This window comes from Marinobacter halotolerans, assembly GCF_008795985.1.
GTDB lineage: Bacteria > Pseudomonadota > Gammaproteobacteria > Pseudomonadales > Oleiphilaceae > Marinobacter > Marinobacter halotolerans.
This window is the reverse complement of record NZ_VMHP01000001.1, coordinates 1,561,818-1,582,058: the sequence shown is the minus strand read 5'-3', so window position 1 is coordinate 1,582,058 and position 20,241 is coordinate 1,561,818. Positions and strand designations below refer to the sequence as shown.

The window sequence follows — 20,241 nt, the reverse complement described above, 5'->3', positions numbered from 1 at the left end:
GCGTGCCCAGCTACCAGGGAAATCCGTTGATCGAGGCGTTGCCACCGATCCTTGAACGCAAACAGCTAAAGGCCGGGCTCGGCGGAAGCATTAAGCTCCGCCCGGCGGATATATACCTTGATGGTGAGACCAGAATTCATATCATCTCCCAGTTGCTCGATGGCTTTTTTCAGCCGTTAGCACGCCATATTCAGCTGGAATCCAAAATCTCGGTCATGCTACGCGGGGGTTACGTTGGCAGAAATCTGGCCACCGGAGACCTCTCTGCGCATATACAGAATGGCTACGAGCGCATCATGCGCGGAGACCTGTTAGATTTTCGGTTTGACCATGTTGAATCGACCGCGAAAAGCCTGGCGTTCATTGGGTGTTCCGGGTCTGGAAAAACGAGTTCGCTCAATCGCATTCTGGCAACCTACCCTCAGTTGATTCACCACCCAGAACATAACTTCACTCAAATCGTATTCCTGAAAATCGACTGTCCCCACGACGGCTCCCTCAAAAGTCTGTGCCACAATTTTTTCCGGGAAATCGATTCCATCCTCGCCACAAATTATGTCAGGCGCTACGGTGAAAAACGCCACAGCGTGGAGACAATGATTGCTCTCATGTCGCAGCTGGCAAACACCTATGCCATCGGTTTGCTGGTGATTGATGAGATTCAGCACTTGAGCGTTCGCGCATCCGGGGGTGCGGAGAAGATGCTGAACTTTTTCGTAACCCTGGTGAATGAGATCTCGGTGCCGGTCGTCATGGTGGGTACGCCAAAGGCCAGGCCGGTCTTTGAAACAGACTTGCGTTCTGCACGTCGTGGAGCGGGGTTTGGCTCGATATTATGGGAACCCTTGAGCAAACCCTCAGCTGAAGAAAACGTGTTGCGAACCGAGTGGGGGGCGTTTACGCAAAAGCTGTGGAAATACCAGTGGTTGACCAAAGCCAGTGAAACCGTTCCGGATGAACTGAGGGAGCTGTGGTTCGATCTTTCTCAGGGCATCATGGATGTCGTCATCAAGTTGTTTGTGCTTTCCCAGATTCGAGCAGTAGTGACCGGTACGGAACGAATCACACCCAACATCATGAAAGCGGTCTACCAGGATGAGCTGAAACCGATTCATCCCATGATCGAAGCATTGCGTTCCGGTGATCCAAGCAAAATTGCCCGCTATTCAGACCTCACGATCCCGGATATCGATAAGAAAATCCTCGAGCTCAGTAACCTGCTGGAATCCAGTAAGGATCAGATTCGAAAATCGGTGCAGTATGGAGGTAACGATCAGGCAATCCGGTTACACAACATGCTGGTTGATATGGGTTACGAGTCGGATTTGTTGGAACCGCTGGTTCAAAGAGCATTCGAAGAATATACCGACTTACAGATCAAAGACCTGATGCCTATCATCCTAAAATGGTATCAGTCCTCTGAGCAATCACCACCTGTAAAAAGAAAGCAAAAGCCCAAATCGATCAAGGCAAAAGACTGGCATACGCTGAATTCAGACGACCTTCGATTCATGCATTCCCAGGCAGCCAACGAGGAGCGGATGCTTGGCGCAGTTCAGCAATCGGGCCTGGTTTTTAACACCGATCAGTGGCTAGCTTCCGTTGATTAGTCGATAAGCGATATGCTGAACTTCCCAATACCTTACGATAAAGAACTGCTTTACAGCACAGTAGCCCGGGCGGGGATTCGGCAGGGCATTATCAGCCCCAAGCAGTTGCTGGATGAAATCTATGGCAACCGAAAGGTCATAGCAACGCTGGATTTGCCCAACCAGTTGGAGAAGGTTACTCGCTGGTTGCCGCCCGCCTACAATGTTGAGACTCTAGCATACCGCCACACCCTGTTCCCATTGTATGCCCCGTTTATCCCCGAAGAGCGCCGTAAACGTTGTCTGGCATGGATGGCTGGTGAATCCCAAGGTGCGATACACCTCGCGATGGGCGTAGCAGCATCTATTGTGAAGGTGCCGAGCCACGTTCGATATTGCCCGGGATGCCTTAAAGAGCAAGGACGTGCTGTTGGAGAATATTTTTGGCAGCGTGAATGGCAAGTGGCGGGTGTTGAATGCTGCGAAAGGCATGGTGAGTTGCTGAATACCGCTATTCCCCGCCCGCTGGTAGAGCGACACCGCTATCATGCAGCTTCACCTGAGGTATGCCTCTTGTTCCCGCAAAAGTCAGTTTGTGCCCAGTCAGTAAAGATTCAGGTTCAGATCCGACAACTACTGCAGCAAATGCCGGCTGTATCTCCGAGCTTTGCGCAGTGGTCAGTCCATTACCATTGGCTGGCCCAACAGTATGGCTTTATCCGCGGGCAGTCCCAGATTGACCACACCGCTATATTCGAAGCCGTGTTAGCCAAATGGTCCTCAAAGTTTTTGCGTCGGTATGGGTTGGGGATAGGGGAACCGGCAGGTAACTTGTGGCTGCAAGCCATATTCCGAAAACATCGGAAATCCTTCAGCTATCTCCAGCACATTATTGTTCATGAAGCGTTGTTGCCGGAGTTCTGGCATATTGGTGAAGTTATTGATCGTGTTCGGGATTTGCTAGTGCAATCAATGATAGCAATGCCTAAAAGAGCAAAGGTTGAAGCCTTGCTCGATTTAACACAAGATCAGCAGGGTTGGATGAAGATGCTGGAAGAGTGGCCACCGAAGGTAGCCAGGGCTGCCAAACCGGCGCTCTATGCAAGGCTGTACCGATACAACCGGCTTTGGCTGAAACAGGTAAATAGCACTCGACAACGGGCAAAAAACGTAAAAAGAAAACCAAGAATTGACTGGCAGCAGCGAGATCGGCAGCACCTGGCAAAATTACGAGAGATTCTCCGGTTCTTACGAGCGAGTACGTCTGGGCCCCGGCAGTCGCAAACCTTTATGCTCAAACAATTAGGCAAGAGCTCTACGCTGGAGAAGAAACTTCACCGGTTGCCCCGAACCAGGCGGCTTCTGTTGCGATATTCCGAAAGCGTTGCTCAATATCAGGTGCGGCGGTTGCGAAATGCGTGGAAGGAACTCCGGGAAAACTTTGTGTACCCGCCTCGCTGGCGCTTATTGCGCTGTGCTGGTCTCAGTGAAATACGGCTTACCAATGAAGCATGGGACTATTTGAATGGCCTCGAAGACAGCCACACCGCCCATCAAGGGAATCAAGGATAACAGTCGGGTTAAAGAAATCGGTTCCGTTCATCGGCGCCTGGGTGGCTCTGATTGGCGCATCAATATCAAACTGGATCCTGGCCAGGGCAAAAAGAACTTCAGTATTTCACAGCTGGCATTGATGCCCAGACGACGAGTTCTGAATGCAACGGAGCACTTCAAACCAGCCGGGTACCCCTGGACGATACACATAGAAGATGCCATAGCCTGGTCGCATCGAAGAATACGAGAGTGCCCGATCAGAAACGTCAGTGAACAAGAAGACCGAGACCAGTGGTGTTTCAGTTTTGAATCCGACGGCATCGAGTTCTTCTTGCCCCAGATAGAGCTGGCCCGCGTGCTCTTTTTTCACTATGCCTACGTGGCCCGACTGGCGATGATTCCCAACGGATTGAACGAGGAGTTCGATATCCAGCCGGGGGATGATCCAGACAAAACGGAAATTCATATCCTTCCGACCAGCACACTCCCTTTGAAAGCGCGTGGGAACAACGAACAGCGGCGATTGCTGGCCTGGGTGCTGTTAGACGAGGAAGCTCGCCGGTCTTTCAGCAGCATTGCTCAACACCAGCTGAGAGAGGGGGATGAGAGGAATGGCCACAGGGTCTGGAAGTTTCGATTTGACCCGCCGGCATTGCCGAACGTGGAACTCTCGGTACGGGGTCAGTTCCACAAGGAATCCCAGGTTTTCTTTGTGTATGAGGTCTACAGTGCAGAGAACTTGAGCACGCGGAGCTCGAAAGTGGTTGAGTTTTTTGATCCCCGATTTGCTGAGCCACAGGCAGGTAAAGGTGGGGGCGTTCAAAAAGCCACAGTGCCTGCAAACCAGGCACTGATTAATGATGATGAGTTGCCAATGGTGGATTCCGAGGAACACATTCTGGATGTTCCGCCGGTAACACTGTCGTTTTCCCAGCCTGTTATGACAACTCGTAAAGCTTCTAATGGCCGTCGGCGATCTGGGGCCGCAAAAGGGTTGGAAGAAGGTAGTGAAACAGGCGACGGTCAAACAGAAGTCAGTACCGACGAACCGACAATCTGGGGTCAGTTACCGGCTGCAGGGTTCAACGCCATTGATGATCAAAGTGATGACTTGCACCTATATGCACATAAGTTTGAGGCGTTTGCTGCCGTTGTTGAGCTACTCAAAACAAAGGACTGTCGACAGGTCGTTGGAGGCATTAGAAAGTTACCGGCGCTTTCAGGTTACTCCAAACATTTACTGAAGGACGGTAACCCGCGGTGTATATCCTTTAACCTTTTGAATAAAAATGGAAAACGATATGCTCTTCTGGAAGTCGATACATCTGACTATAAAAATCGGTTATCAACGCTGCTCTTGAAGCAACCCAACCGCGACTTTGATTGGCAGGCTGCGCTTGACACTTTAGAGCAGCGTTTATTGCAAAACTCATTGAACTGGCCAACCCCTTATATCAACCTTATATTTCCTGGCCACCATAAGCGCATCTCGCATCCCAGAACATCTTCAGACAACAGGGCATTTATAGAGGCTAGTTCATTGCAACATTGGGCAGATCGGATAGCTTTGGCGATGTGCTGAGATTGACCGTAGTTCTTTTTTCGAACGGCAGGCAAAGGACTACTTCCTGACCTAAACTGAAGAGGTCGACTCAAACAGCGGAGGCAACCCCATCTCTACTGTTCAGTACCTCGGAATTGATCTGGCAAAGAATGTCTTCAGCTGTGCGGGCTTTCCAAATCCGGAAATGTCTTCCTCCAGAACCGCCTGTTTTAATGGCAGCTACATATTCGGATAATTCGGACCGCCGCCGCCTTCCGGCGTTACCCAAGTGATGTTCTGGGACGGGTCCTTGATGTCGCAGGTTTTGCAGTGAACGCAGTTCTGCGCGTTGATCTGGAACTTCTTGCCACTGCCATCATCCGCCTCAACCACCTCGTACACACCCGCCGGGCAGTAGCGCTGTGCAGGCTCGTTGTACTTCGGCAGATTGTCCTTGATGGGAATCTCCGGGTCGGACAGCTTCAAGTGAATCGGCTGGTCTTCCTCGTGGTTGGTGTTGGAAATAAACACCGAGGAGAGCTTGTCGAAGGTCAGCTTGTTATCCGGCTTGGGATAATCAATCTTCTTCGCCTGGTCCGCCGGCTTCAAGGTGGCATAGTCCGGCGTGGTATCGTGGAACGTGAACGGCAGGCTGCTCCGCAGGATGTTCTGCTCGAAATAGGCGATACCGCCACCCACGATGTTGCCAAACTTGTGCATGGCCGGGCCAAAGTTGCGCTCGGCGTAAAGCTCCTTGTACAGCCAGCTGTCCTTGAAGCGCTCCTCGAAGCTGGTGATTTCTTCACCACTCTTACCGTCCTTTAGCGCCTCGAACACCGCTTCCGCACCCAGGATGCCGGACTTCATGGCGGAGTGGGAGCCCTTGATCTTGGAGCTGTTCAGGGTGCCGGCGTCACAGCCCAGCAGCAGACCGCCGGGGAAGCTCATTTTCGGCAGGGAATTGAAGCCACCCTTGGTAATGGCGCGGGCGCCGTAGGACACTCGCTTGCCGCCTTCGAGATGCTTGCTGATTTCCGGATGCAGCTTCAGGCGCTGGAATTCATCAAACGGGCTCAGATTCGGGTTGCTGTAGGACAGATCGGTGATCAGGCCAACATACACCTGGCCGTTTTCCAGGTGATAGAGGAAAGAGCCACCAGTGGAGCCGGATTCGTTCAGGGGCCAGCCGGTGGTATGGATAACCAGGCCGGGCTCGTGTTTGGCCGGGTCGATGTCCCACAGTTCCTTGATGCCGATGCCGTAGTGCTGGGGGTCTTTGCCTTCGTCCAGCTTGAAATCGTTGATCAGGCGCTTGCCCAGGTGGCCACGGCAGCCTTCGGTAAACAGGGTGTACTTCGCGCGCAGTTCCATGCCGGGCATGTAGCCGTCTTTCTCGGAGCCGTCACGGGCCACGCCCATGTCGCCGGTAATGATGCCTTTGACCTGGCCATCTTCAACAATGGTTTCAGATGCGGCAAAACCGGGATAGACCTCAACACCCAGGCCTTCGGCCTGTTCAGCGAGCCAGCGGCACAGGTTGCCCAGGCTGATAATGTAGTTGCCATGGTTGTGCATGTTCTTCGGCACAAAGGCATTGGGGATCTTGTTGGCGTTTTCCTGGTTCTTCAGCAGGAAAATGTCATCACGAGTGACCGGAGTATTCAGCGGTGCGCCTTTCTCTTTCCAGTCCGGGAACAGTTCGTTGAGGGCAGTGGGCTCGAACACCGTGCCTGCCAGAATGTGCGCCCCGATCTCGGAACCCTTCTCAACGACACAGACGGTCAGTTCCTGTTCGGCTTCCTGAGCCATCTGCATGATGCGACAGGCTGCCGACAGGCCAGCAGGGCCACCGCCGACGATCAGCACATCAAATTCCATCGATTCGCGTTCCACGTTGGTCTCCTCGGTTTGGTTCCAGTAATGGTTTACACACGCTCAAAGATGGCAGCGATCCCCTGTCCACCACCAATGCACATGGTCACGAGTGCATATCGACCTTTCGTTCTGTGAAGCTCATAAATAGCTTTGGTAGATATGATGGCGCCAGTTGCCCCAACGGGATGGCCGAGAGAAATTCCTGACCCGTTAGGGTTGACTTTGGCAGGGTCCAAGCCAAGCTCTTGTATCACGGCACACGCTTGGGCTGCGAAGGCTTCATTCGCCTCGACTACATCTATGTCATTCAGTGAAAGCCCTGTGAGTTCGAGGACTTTTCGGGTTGCTGGTACCGGTCCGATTCCCATGTAATCTGGACTTACACCGGCATGAGCGTAACCAACAAGGCGAGCGATTGGTGTCACGGCTAGCCGGGATACGGCTCGTTCACCAGCGAGAACCAGAGCTGCCGCTCCATCGTTCAAGCCAGAGGAGTTGCCAGCCGTAACGGTTCCTTGCTCTCGAGTAAACACAGGCTTCATTTTGTTTAGCGAGAAGACGGTTGTATCCGGTCTAACGTGTTCATCTGTGTCGAAAACGGTTTCACCGTTTTTGACAGCTATTGTCAAAGGCGAGATCTGGGTTGTGAAATATCCAGCGCTGATTGCGTGCGCTGCTCGCTTTTGGCTTTCCGCAGCAAGTTCGTCCTGTTGAGTCCGAGTAATTTTGTAACGTTTTGCCACATTTTCAGCGGTAATCCCCATATGGTTCCTTTTCCAGGGATCGTGGAGAATGCCGTTCATGTAATCTGTGACACCGTTATCCCCTAGCCGAGCTCCCCAGCGCATGGCTGGGAGGAGGTAAGGCCCACGGCTCATATTTTCGGCACCTCCCCCTACTGCAATCTCGGTATCGCCGAGCATGATGGATTGGGCTGCCGAAATTACTGCCTGAAGCCCGGAACCGCAGAGCCTGTTAACATTGAATGCAGGAGTTTCTTCCGGAATTCCCGAGTCCATTCCGGCGACTCTGCTTAGGTATGCATCGCGGGGTTCGGTTGGAATGACGTTTCCCATCACCACGTGGCCAACTTCGTGAGGTGCAATTCCGGAGCGCTCCAAGGCGGAACTCACCGCATGAGTGGCCAGGTAGCTTAGAGACTGATCCCGGAGTGAGCCACCGAAACTGCCAACGGCGGTACGTGCTGCACTGACTACATAGACCTGATTGTGTGACATACCCGTGTCCTCGCTGATCAATCCGGGTGAAGGAGACTGTTAGCCCTCCTGACTATCCCGGTAAAAGTTCTGAATACTGGAAAAGTCCAGCCGTCCGTTACCCTGTTGACCATGAAACTGAAACAAGTTTCGGGCAAGCGATCCCAGCGGAATGGCTGCCTGGTTGGTGACTGCATTGTCGAGTGCCAGCCCAAGGTCTTTGCTCATCAAGTCGACCAGGAAACCGCCCTGATACCCTTTGCTTGCGGGTGCATTCTCCATAACGCCCGGCCAAGGGTTGTAGCCGTTAAGCACCCAGTTTCCGCCTGAGCTCTGTTTCATGACTTCAGAAAGCACTTTGGGGTCGAGTCCGTTTTTCTCGCCCAGAGCCAGGGCCTCGCTGGTACCGCACATGAGTATGGAGAGCAGCATGTTGTTACAGATTTTTGCGACCTGTCCGGCCCCGTTGTCACCGGCATGAAAGATGTTTTTGCCCATCGCTTCCAGAATGGGCCGTGCCTCGTTGTAGTCTCTCTCTGCTCCGCCACAAATAAACGTCAGCGCACCGGCTGTCGCGCCGGCAACACCACCGGAGACCGGTGCGTCCAGGAACCGGATATCGGAACCCCGAGCCGCTTCGGCAACCTTGCGCGAGGTTTCCGGGGCGATCGTGGAAGAATCGATAACCAGCGTTCCGGGGGCGATTTTCTGGAACAAGCCTCCTTCACCAAGGTAAAGAGATTCCACATGCTGCCCTGCTGGCAACATGGAAATGACAATGTCGGCACCGTCGATTGCTGCGGTGGCCGAATCGCTTTTCTTTGCACCAGCGTCCGTAACCGTTTTCAGGGCCGAATCAGAAAGATCAAAGGCGTTGACCTGGTAGCCAGCCTTGACCAGATTGCAGGCCATTGGTCCGCCCATATTGCCCAGGCCGATGAATGCGATAGTGGTCATAACAGGTTCCTTTTACTCGAAGAAGTTGTTTATCCAGGATGACTCAAGGTCCTCTACAGACGCATAGCGCCATCGTGGCTGTTTGTCCTTGTCAATGAGCAGGGCGCGTATACCCTCTGCCATCTCGCCTTTCTCCAGGCATCGAAGGGAGAGCTTCCGTTCTTTCTCGAAAACCTCCGACAGGCTGTTGTGACGGCACTCGTGATATTGCCTCCAGACCAGGGCTGCCGATGTCGGAGAGCCGGCGGCCAGGGTTGAGGCCGCTTTTCTCAGCGGCTTGGAGTCGCCTTCATAAGAGGTGATCTGTTTGTAGATGGCCTCAAGAGAACTACCGTCAGTCAGGCTTTCAATTGTGTCCAGTTCCTCACGGATCACCGAGGGCGATAAAACCGACTGGCTCCGCTCTTCTGCGTCACGAAGGTGTGTGTCGATGCATGCACCCGGGTCATTGGCAAGAGCGCTGTCCGAGGTAATGGCCTCCATAATCGTGTCTCGAAGGCTATGCTGTACGCAGCGGTCGGCCAGGCCAACAAAACGGGCATCGTTTGCATTCAGATGCATTCCAGTCAGCCCGACAAACAGCCCGGTCCGCCCCGGCATGCGCCCCAGAAACCAGCTGCCACCGACATCCGGATACAAGCCAATGGAAATTTCCGGCATCGCGAGCCGGGAACCTTCGGTGGCGACTCTGTGGGAGGCCCCGGACATCAGCCCCAGGCCTCCTCCCATAACGAAACCATGACCCCAGACAACGACTGGCTTCCGGTAACGATGAATCAGGTGGTCCAGTTCGTATTCTTCGGTGAAAAAGCTGACCCCGTCATTGATGCGGTCTTCATAGATCATGGATTCGTAAAGGAATACCACATCTCCACCGGCACAAAACGCTTTGTCGCCTTCCCCTTCCAGCCAGACCGCAGCTATATCGTTGTCATCCTGCCAGCGCTCCAGCTGTGGCTTCAGCAGCCTGATCATTTCCAGAGACAGCGCATTGAGCGACCTGGGTTGGTTTAATCGGGCTACGCCAATTTTCTTTCCACCGGATGTATTGTGTTCTTCGAAAACGACTGATTGATCTGACATAGAGGCTCCAGCACTTAACGGTTTTTCCACTCGGGTTTGCGTTTCTCCAGGAAAGCGTTAACACCTTCTTGCTGGTCATCGGTACTGAACAATTCGACAAAAAGTTCTCGCTCCATACGCCAGCCGTCCTGATGGCCACGACCCGTGCGCGCACTCATGATCAGTTGTTTACATCGGGTAGTCGAAGAAGGGCTTTGATTGCAAGCCAACTGGGCCATCTCCATTGCCTTGTTAAAGGCTTCGCCTTTGTCGACAACCTGTTCGACCAATCCGATTCGCTCAGCGGTTTCAGCGTTTATTCGTTCGCCGCACAGAATCATTCGTTTGGCCCATCCTTCACCGACCAGCCAGGGCAGATTCTGTGTTCCCCCGGCACAGGGGAGCAGCCCTACACCGGCTTCGGGCAATGCCATTTGTGCATGTTGTTCTGCAATACGAATATCGCATGCCAGTGCGCACTCAAGCCCGCCACCCATGGCGTAACCGTTGATAGCGGCTATGGATACACCTCTGAATCCCGTGAGTGCGCTGAAAGCATTGCCAAAGGCCTGGGCCATTGTAGTTGCCGTACTTATATCGCCTTCAGCAAAGGTCTTCAGGTCGGCCCCGGCAGAGAAGAATTTCTCGCCCTCGCCGGTAATGACCAGCGCGTAGATGTCCGGATCCTGGTTCAGGCGCTTTACGGATTCTGCTAGCTGGCTCAGCGAAAATTCCGTCCAGGTATTAGCTGGCGGGTTGGCGATGGTCAACACCGCGATATGCCCCTCTTTTTCGAGCCTGACTTGTGCGTTCATAAACATTGTCCTTACTGGATGGCTTCAACCACGCCGGGCTCAAGCAGCCGTCTTGCTGCAATCAGCCGCATGATTTCATTGGTTCCTTCGAGGATCTGGTGAACACGAAGATCCCTTACATAGCGTTCTAGTGGGTATTCGCGGATGTAGCCGTATCCACCGTGCAACTGCAATGCGTCATTACAGACGTCGAAGCAGGCATCAGTGGCAAAACGCTTGGCCATTGCGCAGTGAAGTGTCGCTTCGGGGTCCTGCTGGTCCAGTTTCCAGGCACCGAGCCTGACCATCTGGCGGGCAGCAACCAAGTGGGTTGCCATGTCCGCGAGCTTGAACTGTAAAGCCTGGAAAGCGGCCAGCGGTTTGCCGAACTGCTGGCGTTCATGCATGTAGTTCCTTGCCCGTAACAGAGCAGCTTGTGCGCCCCCCAGCGAGCAGGTGGCAATGTTGAGGCGTCCGCCATCAAGCCCTTTCATGGCAATGGCAAATCCTTCACCTTCCTCACCCAAACGATTGCTGGCAGGAATGCGAACCTGATCAAAACTGACCAGACGGGTAGGTTGGCTATGCCACCCCATCTTGTCTTCAGCCTTGCCGTACTGAATACCTTCGGCATCGCCGGGAACGACAAAAGTACTAATGCCCTTAGCTCCGCTATCTGGTCCGCCGGTGCGTGCCATTACCACCAATGCCTGCGTGGACCCAGCCCCCGAAATAAACATCTTGGAACCGGTAATCAGGTAGTCATCACCGTCGCGTTCAGCGCGGGTTCGCAGGCTGGCTGCGTCTGATCCGGCGCCCGGCTCCGTCAGGCAATAGGAGGCCAGAGCTTCCCCTGTTACCAGATTCGGCAGAAACGCATTTCGAACCTGGTCACTGCCAAAGCTGGCAATCATCCACGTGGCCATATTGTGGATGGTGATGAATGCAGCGGTTGATGGGCATGCGGCAGCCAATTCCTCAACAACTATCGAGGTGTCCAACCGGCTCAGCCCCAAACCGCCATATTCTTCTGGAACATAGAGGCTGCAAAAGCCGAGGGCCCCGGCTTCGCGGATGACATCCACTGGAAATATATGCTTTTCATCCCACTCCGCTGCGTGCGGTGCCATGCTTTTTTCGGAAAACGCTCGGGCCGCATCGCGGAAAGCGTGCTGATCTTCCGTCAGATTAAAATGCATTGATTTCATCCTAAATATATTTCTAATTACAGTATGCTAGCATAATACAGTCGATAGGAGAAAGCAGTCTAGTGTGGCGTGACAGGTAATATGCAAATTAACAATTGGTTAACCGATTGATTTAAAATTTTATTGGATTTCTTCCTGAGAAGGATCTCACGCTTCCCGTCCACTCTTGTCAAATATTCAGGCATGCGGTATGGTACCATACAATATTGATAGAACATAAACGGGCCCTTATGTTGGTGGGCTGTTGTTGAAGAGAGAATGCTATGAACTTCGCACTAACTGAAGACCAGACAGCTATCCGCTCAGCAATCGAGGATGTCTGTAAAAACTTCGACGATGAGTACTGGACCCATAAAGACAAGGTTGGAGGTTTTCCCGAGGACTTCTATACCGCAATGGCAAGTGCCGGCTGGTTGGGCATTGCAATGCCCGAAGAGTATGGCGGAGCGGGGCTGGGTATCAGTGAAGCGTGCCTGATGATGGAAACAGTGAGTGGGTCCGGCGCGGGGTTGTCTGGTGCATCGGCCATCCATATGAATGTTTTCGGTTTGCACCCGGTGGTGGTTCACGCCAACGACGAGCAGAAAGCGCGCTGGTTACCGCCGATCATCGAAGGTAAGCAGAAAGCCTGCTTCGGTGTAACGGAGCCTAATACCGGGCTCAATACCCTGAAGCTGAAAACTACTGCCGTGCGCAAGGGTGACAAGTATGTGGTCAACGGGCAGAAGGTGTGGATTTCAACGGCTCAGGTAGCTAACAAGATTTTGCTGCTGGCTCGTACCACGCCCATCGATCAGGTGAAATCCGCAGCCCATGGTTTGAGTCTGTTTTACACGGATCTGGACCGCAGCAAGATTGATGTCCACGAAATCGAAAAGATGGGCCGGAAAGCAGTGGATTCCAATCAGCTATTTATTGATGGCCTCGAGATTCCGGTGGAAGATCGTATCGGTGAAGAGGGTGAAGGTTTCAAATACATACTTCATGGCCTCAACCCCGAGCGTTTGTTGTTGGCCGCTGAAGCAACAGGCCTTGGTCGGGCAGCGCTGAGACGGGCGGCGAAGTACGCGGGCGAGCGGATTGTCTTTGACCGTCCGATTGGTAAGAACCAGGGCATCCAGCATCCCCTGGCTGAGCGGTGGATCGATCTTGAAGCAGGCACTCTTCTGTATCAGCGAGGCGCCTGGCTATATGACCAGGGGCTGTCCTGTGGTGCCGAAGCCAACGCCGCTAAGTTTTTCTGCGCCGAAGCCGGCTATCGCGCCTGCGAAACGGCGGTGATGACACATGGCGGTATGGGATACGCCAAGGAATACCATGTTGAGCGGTATTTCCGTGAATCGATGTTGCCGCGTATCGCTCCGGTATCTCCCCAGTTGATCCTCTGTTTCATCGCCGAGAGAGTTCTGGGTTTGCCCAAATCCTACTGATCAATATCCGGGAGAACTAACGTGAAACCGTTCTGGGGACCAACGTCTGAACGCCGAGCCAATGCTCGTATCAACCATTACGCCCAATGGCTGTCGGAGCGCTCTGAAAACACCACCTTCAGTGACTACGATTCACTCTGGCAGTGGTCCGTAAGCAATATTGAAGAGTTTTGGGAGAGTGTCTGGGACTACTTTGAAGTAGAGTCCCCGGTGCCTTACTCAAGTGTTCTGGATGGCCGCAAGATGCCGGGCGCCAAGTGGTTTTCGGGCGCACAGGTGAACTATGTAAACCAGGTATTCAAAAATGCGGGGCGTGATAGTCCTGCCATTATTTTTGAGGACGAAGCGGGCAATCAGCGGGATATCTCCTGGCAGGATCTGGAGCAACAGGTTGCATCCCTGGCCTCGTCCCTGAGGGCTCTCGGTGTTGGCAAGGGCGACCGCGTTGCGGCATTCCTGCCCAACCGCCCTGAAACCATTGTGGCTTTCCTGGCCTGTGCCAGCGTTGGCGCTGTCTGGTCTGTATGTTCTCCGGATATGGGGGCCATAAGTGTCCTGGATCGTTTCCGCCAAATCGAGCCTAAAGTGCTGATCGCGTGCGATGGCTACAGCTATAACGGAAAGGTTTACGATCGCAGAGAGGTTGTCAGGGAGATCCGGGAGCAACTGCCTTCCGTGCGGCATTTTGTGCCTGTTGACGTATTGAAAGCTGAAGGCGCACCTGTCAGGGAGGATGAAGCTCTCAATTGGGCTGAACTGGTTTCTGACTCGGTTGAATTCCAGCCAGAGTGGCTGCCATTCGATCACCCACTCTGGGTTGTTTATTCATCCGGAACAACCGGCAAGCCCAAGCCGATCGTCCATGGCCATGGTGGCATCATCCTTTCAATGTCTGTGAGTCTGGGGTTCCATAACGATCTTGGTCCCCAAGACCGATATCACTGGTACTCCACTACCGGTTGGATTATGTGGAATTGCCAGGTTGGCGGGCTGCTCGTTGGTAGTACAGTCTGCATCTATGATGGCAACCCAGGCTATCCGGATCTCGGCCGGCTCTGGCGATTCGCAGGCGACGCCGGTGTCACGCTTTTTGGTGCCGGTGCCGCTTTTTACGAGTCCTGTATGAAAGGCGGCGTCCAGCCAAAAAAGGAAGCTGACCTATCCAGTCTGCGCACCATCGGGTCTACCGGTTCTCCGTTGGCACCGGATTGTTACGAATGGATACAGGAGCAACTGGGCAAGGATGTGTGGATCGCGCCTATGTCTGGTGGGACCGACCTTGCCGGTCCCTTTATCGGGGGCAATCCGACCTTGCCTGCTTACAAAGGGGAGATGCAGTGTCGGGTACTGGGTGCTGCCGTCTATGCCTTTGATGATGCCGGGAAGCCGGTTATTGATGAAGTCGGGGAACTGGTCTGCACTGAGCCCATGCCCTGTATGCCATTGTACTTCTGGAATGACAAAGGCAACGAGCGTTACTACTCGAGTTACTTCGATACCTTTCCGGGAGTCTGGCGCCATGGTGACTGGATGAGCGTCACGACTCGTGGCGGGGTTGTTATCTACGGTCGTTCCGACGCCACGATTAATCGTCATGGTATCAGGATGGGTACCAGTGAGCTGTATCAAGCGATAGAGGTGCTGCCCGAGGTGGTGGACAGCTTGGTGGTGGACCTGGAGTTTCTTGGCAAGCAATCCTACATGCCTCTTTTTGTCGTGCTAAAAGAGGGAGCGGTACTCGATCAGAGCCTCCGTGAGGACATTAAATCTCGTATCCGCAATGCGCTGACCGCAAGGCATGTCCCCAACGATATTTTCGCCGTACCAGCGGTGCCCAGAACCCTGTCTGGCAAGAAGCTTGAAGTGCCGATTAAGAAAGTACTTCTTGGTCAACCCCTGGAGCAGGTGGTTAACCGGGATTCGCTGGCCAATCCGGACAGTCTCGAATGGTACAGAAAATTTGCAGAGCGATTTCTGAGCAAGGCTCAAGGCCAGGGTTGATTTGTTTGTTTCTCAGAACGTTTCCACAGGATTGTCAAATTTCGAAAGGTGAAAAAGTATGTCAGAAACTAATATTCCAACGGTAAAGCTGCTGATCGATGGTGAGTTTATTGAATCTCAAGCTGATCAATGGCGCGATGTAGTTAATCCGGCCACTCAGCAAGTGCTGGCCCGGGTGCCGTTTGCGACCAAAGATGAAATTCAACGTGCCGTAGAAAGTGCGAACAAGGCGTTTCAGAGCTGGAAACAGACTCCAATTGGTGCCCGAGCAAGAATTTTTCTGAAATACCAACAGCTTATTCGTGAAAATATGAAGGAGCTGGCGGCTCTACTTACCGCTGAGCAGGGCAAGACTCTGGCTGATGCCGAAGGCGATGTCTTCCGTGGTCTGGAGGTGGTGGAGCACGCTTCCGCTGTTGGTAACCTGCAGCTGGGCGAGCATGCAAACAATGTCGCTGGTGGGGTGAACACCTATACGCTGCTCAAGCCCATCGGTGTCTGTGCCGGTATTACACCATTCAACTTTCCGGCGATGATTCCGCTGTGGATGTTCCCGATGGCCATCGCGACCGGTAATACGTTCGTCCTCAAACCGTCAGAACAGGACCCCATGGTGACTATGCGCCTGGTTGAGTTGGCTCTGGAGGCGGGTATTCCGGCTGGCGTTCTGAACGTGATTCACGGCGGTGAAGATGCGGTTAACGGTGTCTGTGATCACCCTGATATCAAAGCTGTTTCCTTTGTTGGCTCGACCCATGTAGGGACTCATGTCTACCATCGTGCTTCCCAGTCCGGTAAGCGAGTGCAGTGCATGATGGGGGCCAAGAACCATGGTGTGGTTCTGCCAGACGCGAATAAAGAGCAAACCCTGAACAACATCGCAGGTGCGTCTTTTGGCGCTGCGGGACAGCGTTGTATGGCGTTGCCTGTCATGGTTCTTGTCGGTGAGGCCCAGAATTGGCTACCAGATCTGATTGAAAGAGCGAAGTCACTGAAGGTTGGCGCTGGCGTTGAGGATGGGACCGATGTTGGCCCTGTTATCTCAAGGTCCGCGCTGGATCGCATTCATAGTCTTATCCAAAAAGGAGTGGATGAGGGTGCTGAGCTCGTTCTCGACGGTCGTAATCCAGAAGTTGAGGGCTATGAAAACGGCAACTTTGTTGGCCCCACAATATTTGCCAATGTAACGGCGGATATGACGATCTATCAGCAGGAAATTTTCGGCCCCGTATTGTGCGTGGTAAATGTAGACACCCTGGACGATGCCATCGAGTTTGTTAACCGTAACCCGCACGGCAATGGCACGGCTGTATTTACCCGTTCCGGTGGCGCGGCTCATCGTTTCGAAGAGCACATTGATGTAGGGCAGGTAGGTATCAATGTCCCAATTCCCGTGCCAGTTCCACTTTTCTCTTTCAGCGGCTCGCGAGGTTCGAAGCTTGGTGATCTTGGCCCATACGGTAAACAGGTTATCCAATTCTATACCCAGGCCAAGACTGTTACCGCACGCTGGTTTGATGAAGATGATGTGGGTGCTGGAGTGAATACCACCATTACCCTGAAATAACGAAAGGTATCCGTTTATGAAAGTGCTAGTCGCTGTTAAACGAGTGATTGATTACAACGTGAAGGCGAGAGTTAAGCCGGACAAGTCAGGCGTTGATCTGAACAACGTCAAAATGTCCATGAATCCCTTTTGCGAGATTGCGGTGGAAGAGGCCGTCAGGCTCAAGGAAAAAGGCATAGCATCTGAAATTATTGTGGTTTCCGTGGGTAGCAAGGCGTCTCAGGAGCAGCTTCGCACGGCAATGGCTTTGGGAGCGGATCGCGGTATTTTAATTGAAAGCGAAGATAGCCTTAGCGCCCTGCCGATCGCCAAGCTCCTCAAAAGTGTGGTCGATAAAGAGCAGCCTGACCTGATCTTGCTGGGCAAGCAGGCTATCGATAGCGACAACAACCAGACGGGGCAGATGCTGGCGGCGCTTGCCGGTTATCCCCAGGCGACGTTTGCCTCCGAGATCGACATCGTGGATGGCAAAGCAAAGGTTACCCGCGAAGTAGACGGTGGACTTCAAACGGTAGAGTTGACTCTGCCAGCCATCGTGACGACGGATCTTCGCCTGAACGAGCCGCGTTATGCCTCTTTGCCCAATATCATGAAAGCCAAGAAAAAGGAATTGGACATCGTAACTCCGGAAGATCTGGGCGTGGGCACCGGTTCCACGTTGCAGATCGTGGAGGTTGAAGCACCTGCGACCCGCACCGCCGGTATCCGGGTTGCGGACGTGGACGAGCTTGTCGATAAACTCAAAAATGAAGCCAGGGTGATCTGAATGAGCATTCTTGTTATTGCGGAGCACGATAATTCCGAACTTAACGGGGCGACGCGTAGCGCCCTGGCGGCTGCGAAAGAAGTAGGGCCAGAGGATATCTCCGTACTGGTGGTCGGTTACAGTTGCGGTTCTGTCGCAGAGCAGGCAGCCCGATGCGATGGCGTGAACACAGTCATTGTTTGCGACGATGCGGGCTATGAGCACCAGCTCCCGGAGAATATGGCCGACCTAGTGGTTCAGTTAGGTAAATGTGCCAGCCATGTTCTGGTGTCTGCCACTACCTGGGGCAAAAGCTTCATGCCTCGGGTTGCAGCGATGCTGGATGTTGATCAGATCTCTGAGATTATCTCAGTGGTGGATGAAGAAACCTTCAAACGTCCGATATACGCCGGCAATGCTATCGCGACGGTAAAATCCTCTGCAGCTGTAAAAGTGATTACAGTAAGGGCAACGGCGTTTGATCCGGTATCTGTGAAGGACGATCCGGCCACCATCGAAAATTGCGACTTAGTTTTGAATAACGATAAAGCCCGGTTTGTTAATGAGCAGCTTACAACATCAGATCGGCCAGATTTGGCAGCGGCGGACATTGTCGTTTCAGGTGGTCGTGGTATGCAGAATGGAGATAATTTCAAACTGCTTTACGGTTTGGCCGATAAGCTTGGGGCGGCCGTAGGGGCATCACGGGCAGCTGTTGATGCAGGGTTTGTCTCCAATGACCTGCAAGTAGGCCAGACGGGCAAGATCGTGGCGCCGAAACTGTACCTGGCAGTGGGTATTTCTGGCGCCATTCAGCATCTGGCAGGCATGTCTGACTCAAAGGTTATTGTGGCAATCAATAAGGACGAAGAAGCACCGATTTTCCAGATAGCGGATTATGGGTTGGTGGCGGACCTTTTTGAGGCTGTCCCTGAATTTGACAGCAAGCTCTGAGTACCTTGGCCCTCGACTCCGAGGATTATTAGGGCATAGTAATAGGAGCTTGTTGTCATGCCCCGGCTTAACCGGTTTCGTATCAGTTTTCGGATTCTGGTCTCAATTCTTTTTCCTGTCCTGCTCACTGCATGTTCCATTGCATGGGTATCGATCGTTCAGATCAAGGCAAACGGTGAAACAGAAATTGATAGGCTCGAAACACGCCTGCTGGAGAGCCGGCGGACAGGGTTGCGAGATACAGTGGATGTCGCTCACTCCATGGTTATGGAAATCAAGGAATCGCCGGGCATTTCGGACTCTGAGGCCAAACAACGAGCTCGCAGTGCATTAAGGTCAATATCGTTTGGCAACGATAACTATGTTATCGCATTCGGTCCTGACCTTGAGAATCTGGCGTATCGGCCAGATCCTTCCATGGAAGGGCCCACCGAAGACCCGAAGCTCAGGAAGCTGCTCTCTGCACTTGTCCAATCAACTAAAGGCGACGGGTTTCATACTTATACTTATATGAACTCAGAGTATGGAGAAATTCAGCCAAAACTTTCGTATCAACGAATGATCACAGGATGGGATTGGCTGATTGGAGCAGGGGTCAATATTACTGATATCACGGCTGCATTGGAGCAGGCGAAACGGGACATTGCGGCGAAAATTTCCAACATATTGATGCTGATATTCTTGGTAAGTATAGGGATCGTTGTGGTCGCTGTTGTGATTGGGATGCTCGCCAGTCGTAGCGTAAGCGCTCCCATCGCCAATATCAGTGTAATGATGCGAGAGATTGCCAGTGGGGAGGGCGATCTGCGGCACAGGCTTCCAGATGATGGAAGCGATGAGTTGGCAGAGCTTGGGCGGTGTTTCAACGCATTTGTGATAAAAATACAACAAACAATCGGTGAAGTGGGGGTGACAACGGACAAGGTGGCAGATTCAGCAAAGGAGCTGAGCCAGGTTGCCGATGAAACCAGTCGTTCTGTTCAGGAACAGGGAGTTGAGACGGATCAGATTGCGTCGGCTATCAATGAAATGGCTGCGACTATTCAGCAGGTCGCAGGAAATGCCAACGGTGTAGAGACCGCAGCAGCTGACGCTGACCATTTGGCGCGAGAAGGCGGGCAAAGTGTCGCCGAAGCGCAAGACGCAGTGAGAAAACTGACGTCAGAGATACAGGAAAGCGCAACGAGCATTGAAGCGTTATCGGAAAAAACAGAGGGTATCTCACAGATACTTGATGTCATTCATGGCGTCACTGAACAAACTAATTTACTTGCCTTGAACGCAGCAATTGAAGCGGCCCGTGCGGGTGAGCATGGGCGAGGATTTTCTGTCGTCGCGGATGAAGTGCGTCAACTTGCGCGCCGCAGTGCGGAATCTGCTGATCAGATCCGTGAGATGCTTGACGGCTTTGTTGAGGAGTCCAGCAATGCTGTTGAACGAATGAAGGCATCGAGGGAAAGTGCTGGTGAAACCGAAGAGCGGATTAATGGTGCTGCTGGAACACTTGGTACGATTGAAAAATCAGTTGGTAACATTCACGAACAGGTTTCCCAGATTGCAACTGCGGCTGAACAGCAGAGCCAGGTGGCGGAGGAGATCAATCAGAATATTGTGCGGATTGTAGACGCGGCCCAACGCAGCGATTCGGGCGTCGTGCGTACGAATGAAGCAAGCAGGGAACTCGCGCAGCTGGGTGATAATCTGCGCGGACTTGTCCAGCAATTCAAAACCTGACTCCTGCAAGG

General features: G+C 53.0%; 15 protein-coding genes. 9 read left to right on the top strand and 6 right to left on the bottom strand.

Going from position 1 to position 20,241, the window contains the following annotated elements; translation table 11 throughout:
• The first annotated feature begins 2 nt into the window (after positions 1 to 2).
• Genes FPL19_RS07380 through FPL19_RS07370 form a run of 3 tightly spaced genes read left to right on the top strand, consistent with a single transcriptional unit; the run spans position 3 to position 4,725 of the window.
• The gene (locus FPL19_RS07380; protein WP_225314328.1) at positions 3 to 1,610 is read left to right on the top strand and encodes an AAA family ATPase; all 1,608 of its coding nucleotides are present in this window, start codon (positions 3 to 5) and stop codon (positions 1,608 to 1,610) included.
• Between the two features lie 12 nt (positions 1,611 to 1,622).
• Positions 1,623 to 3,161, top strand: a complete 1,539-nt coding sequence (locus FPL19_RS07375) for a TnsD family Tn7-like transposition protein (RefSeq protein ID WP_150911809.1) — start codon at positions 1,623 to 1,625, stop codon at positions 3,159 to 3,161.
• The gene (locus FPL19_RS07370; RefSeq protein WP_150911808.1) at positions 3,115 to 4,725 is read left to right on the top strand and encodes a Tn7-like element transposition protein TnsE; all 1,611 of its coding nucleotides are present in this window, start codon (positions 3,115 to 3,117) and stop codon (positions 4,723 to 4,725) included. Before FPL19_RS07375 ends, FPL19_RS07370 begins: the two co-directional genes overlap by 47 nt.
• Positions 4,726 to 4,926: 201 nt before the next feature.
• Here the strand turns inward: FPL19_RS07370 and FPL19_RS07365 are convergent, their stop codons facing one another.
• From FPL19_RS07365 to FPL19_RS07340, 6 genes are read right to left on the bottom strand one after another with little or no spacing between them, the layout of a single operon-like run.
• Positions 4,927 to 6,579 carry an electron transfer flavoprotein-ubiquinone oxidoreductase gene (locus tag FPL19_RS07365; protein ID WP_150911807.1) on the bottom strand — a complete coding sequence of 551 codons (1,653 nt, stop codon included), beginning with the start codon at positions 6,577 to 6,579 and terminating at the stop codon, positions 4,927 to 4,929.
• A gap of 32 nt (positions 6,580 to 6,611) precedes the next feature.
• A complete protein-coding gene (locus FPL19_RS07360) occupies positions 6,612 to 7,799 on the bottom strand; it encodes an acetyl-CoA C-acyltransferase family protein (protein WP_150911806.1) in 1,188 nt (395 codons plus the stop codon).
• Positions 7,800 to 7,838: 39 nt separating this feature from the next.
• The gene (gene mmsB / locus FPL19_RS07355) at positions 7,839 to 8,735 is read right to left on the bottom strand and encodes a 3-hydroxyisobutyrate dehydrogenase (RefSeq protein ID WP_150911805.1); all 897 of its coding nucleotides are present in this window, start codon (positions 8,733 to 8,735) and stop codon (positions 7,839 to 7,841) included.
• Between the two features lie 12 nt (positions 8,736 to 8,747).
• A complete protein-coding gene (locus FPL19_RS07350; protein ID WP_150911804.1) occupies positions 8,748 to 9,818 on the bottom strand; it encodes an enoyl-CoA hydratase/isomerase family protein in 1,071 nt (356 codons plus the stop codon).
• A 14-nt stretch (positions 9,819 to 9,832) separates the two neighbouring features.
• A complete protein-coding gene (locus FPL19_RS07345; protein WP_150911803.1) occupies positions 9,833 to 10,612 on the bottom strand; it encodes an enoyl-CoA hydratase in 780 nt (259 codons plus the stop codon).
• 11 nt (positions 10,613 to 10,623) lie between these two features.
• Complete coding sequence (locus tag FPL19_RS07340; RefSeq protein WP_150911802.1) at positions 10,624 to 11,790, bottom strand: acyl-CoA dehydrogenase family protein; 1,167 nt, start codon at positions 11,788 to 11,790, stop codon at positions 10,624 to 10,626.
• A gap of 272 nt (positions 11,791 to 12,062) precedes the next feature.
• Here FPL19_RS07340 and FPL19_RS07335 point away from each other — a divergent pair, with 272 nt between their 5' ends.
• Genes FPL19_RS07335 through FPL19_RS07310 form a run of 6 tightly spaced genes read left to right on the top strand, consistent with a single transcriptional unit; the run spans position 12,063 to position 20,230 of the window.
• The gene (locus FPL19_RS07335) at positions 12,063 to 13,229 is read left to right on the top strand and encodes an acyl-CoA dehydrogenase family protein (RefSeq protein WP_150911801.1); all 1,167 of its coding nucleotides are present in this window, start codon (positions 12,063 to 12,065) and stop codon (positions 13,227 to 13,229) included.
• Between the two features lie 21 nt (positions 13,230 to 13,250).
• A complete protein-coding gene (locus FPL19_RS07330; RefSeq protein ID WP_225314327.1) occupies positions 13,251 to 15,230 on the top strand; it encodes an acetoacetate--CoA ligase in 1,980 nt (659 codons plus the stop codon).
• Between the two features lie 58 nt (positions 15,231 to 15,288).
• Positions 15,289 to 16,797: a CoA-acylating methylmalonate-semialdehyde dehydrogenase gene (locus tag FPL19_RS07325; RefSeq protein WP_150911799.1), complete on the top strand. Its 1,509-nt coding sequence runs from the start codon at positions 15,289 to 15,291 to the stop codon at positions 16,795 to 16,797.
• Between the two features lie 16 nt (positions 16,798 to 16,813).
• Positions 16,814 to 17,563, top strand: coding sequence for an electron transfer flavoprotein subunit beta/FixA family protein (locus FPL19_RS07320; protein WP_150911798.1), 750 nt, complete (start codon positions 16,814 to 16,816; stop codon positions 17,561 to 17,563).
• Complete coding sequence (locus FPL19_RS07315) at positions 17,564 to 18,496, top strand: electron transfer flavoprotein subunit alpha/FixB family protein (RefSeq protein WP_150911797.1); 933 nt, start codon at positions 17,564 to 17,566, stop codon at positions 18,494 to 18,496.
• Positions 18,497 to 18,553: 57 nt separating this feature from the next.
• Complete coding sequence (locus FPL19_RS07310) at positions 18,554 to 20,230, top strand: methyl-accepting chemotaxis protein (RefSeq protein WP_150911796.1); 1,677 nt, start codon at positions 18,554 to 18,556, stop codon at positions 20,228 to 20,230.
• The last annotated feature ends 11 nt before the right edge of the window (positions 20,231 to 20,241 follow it).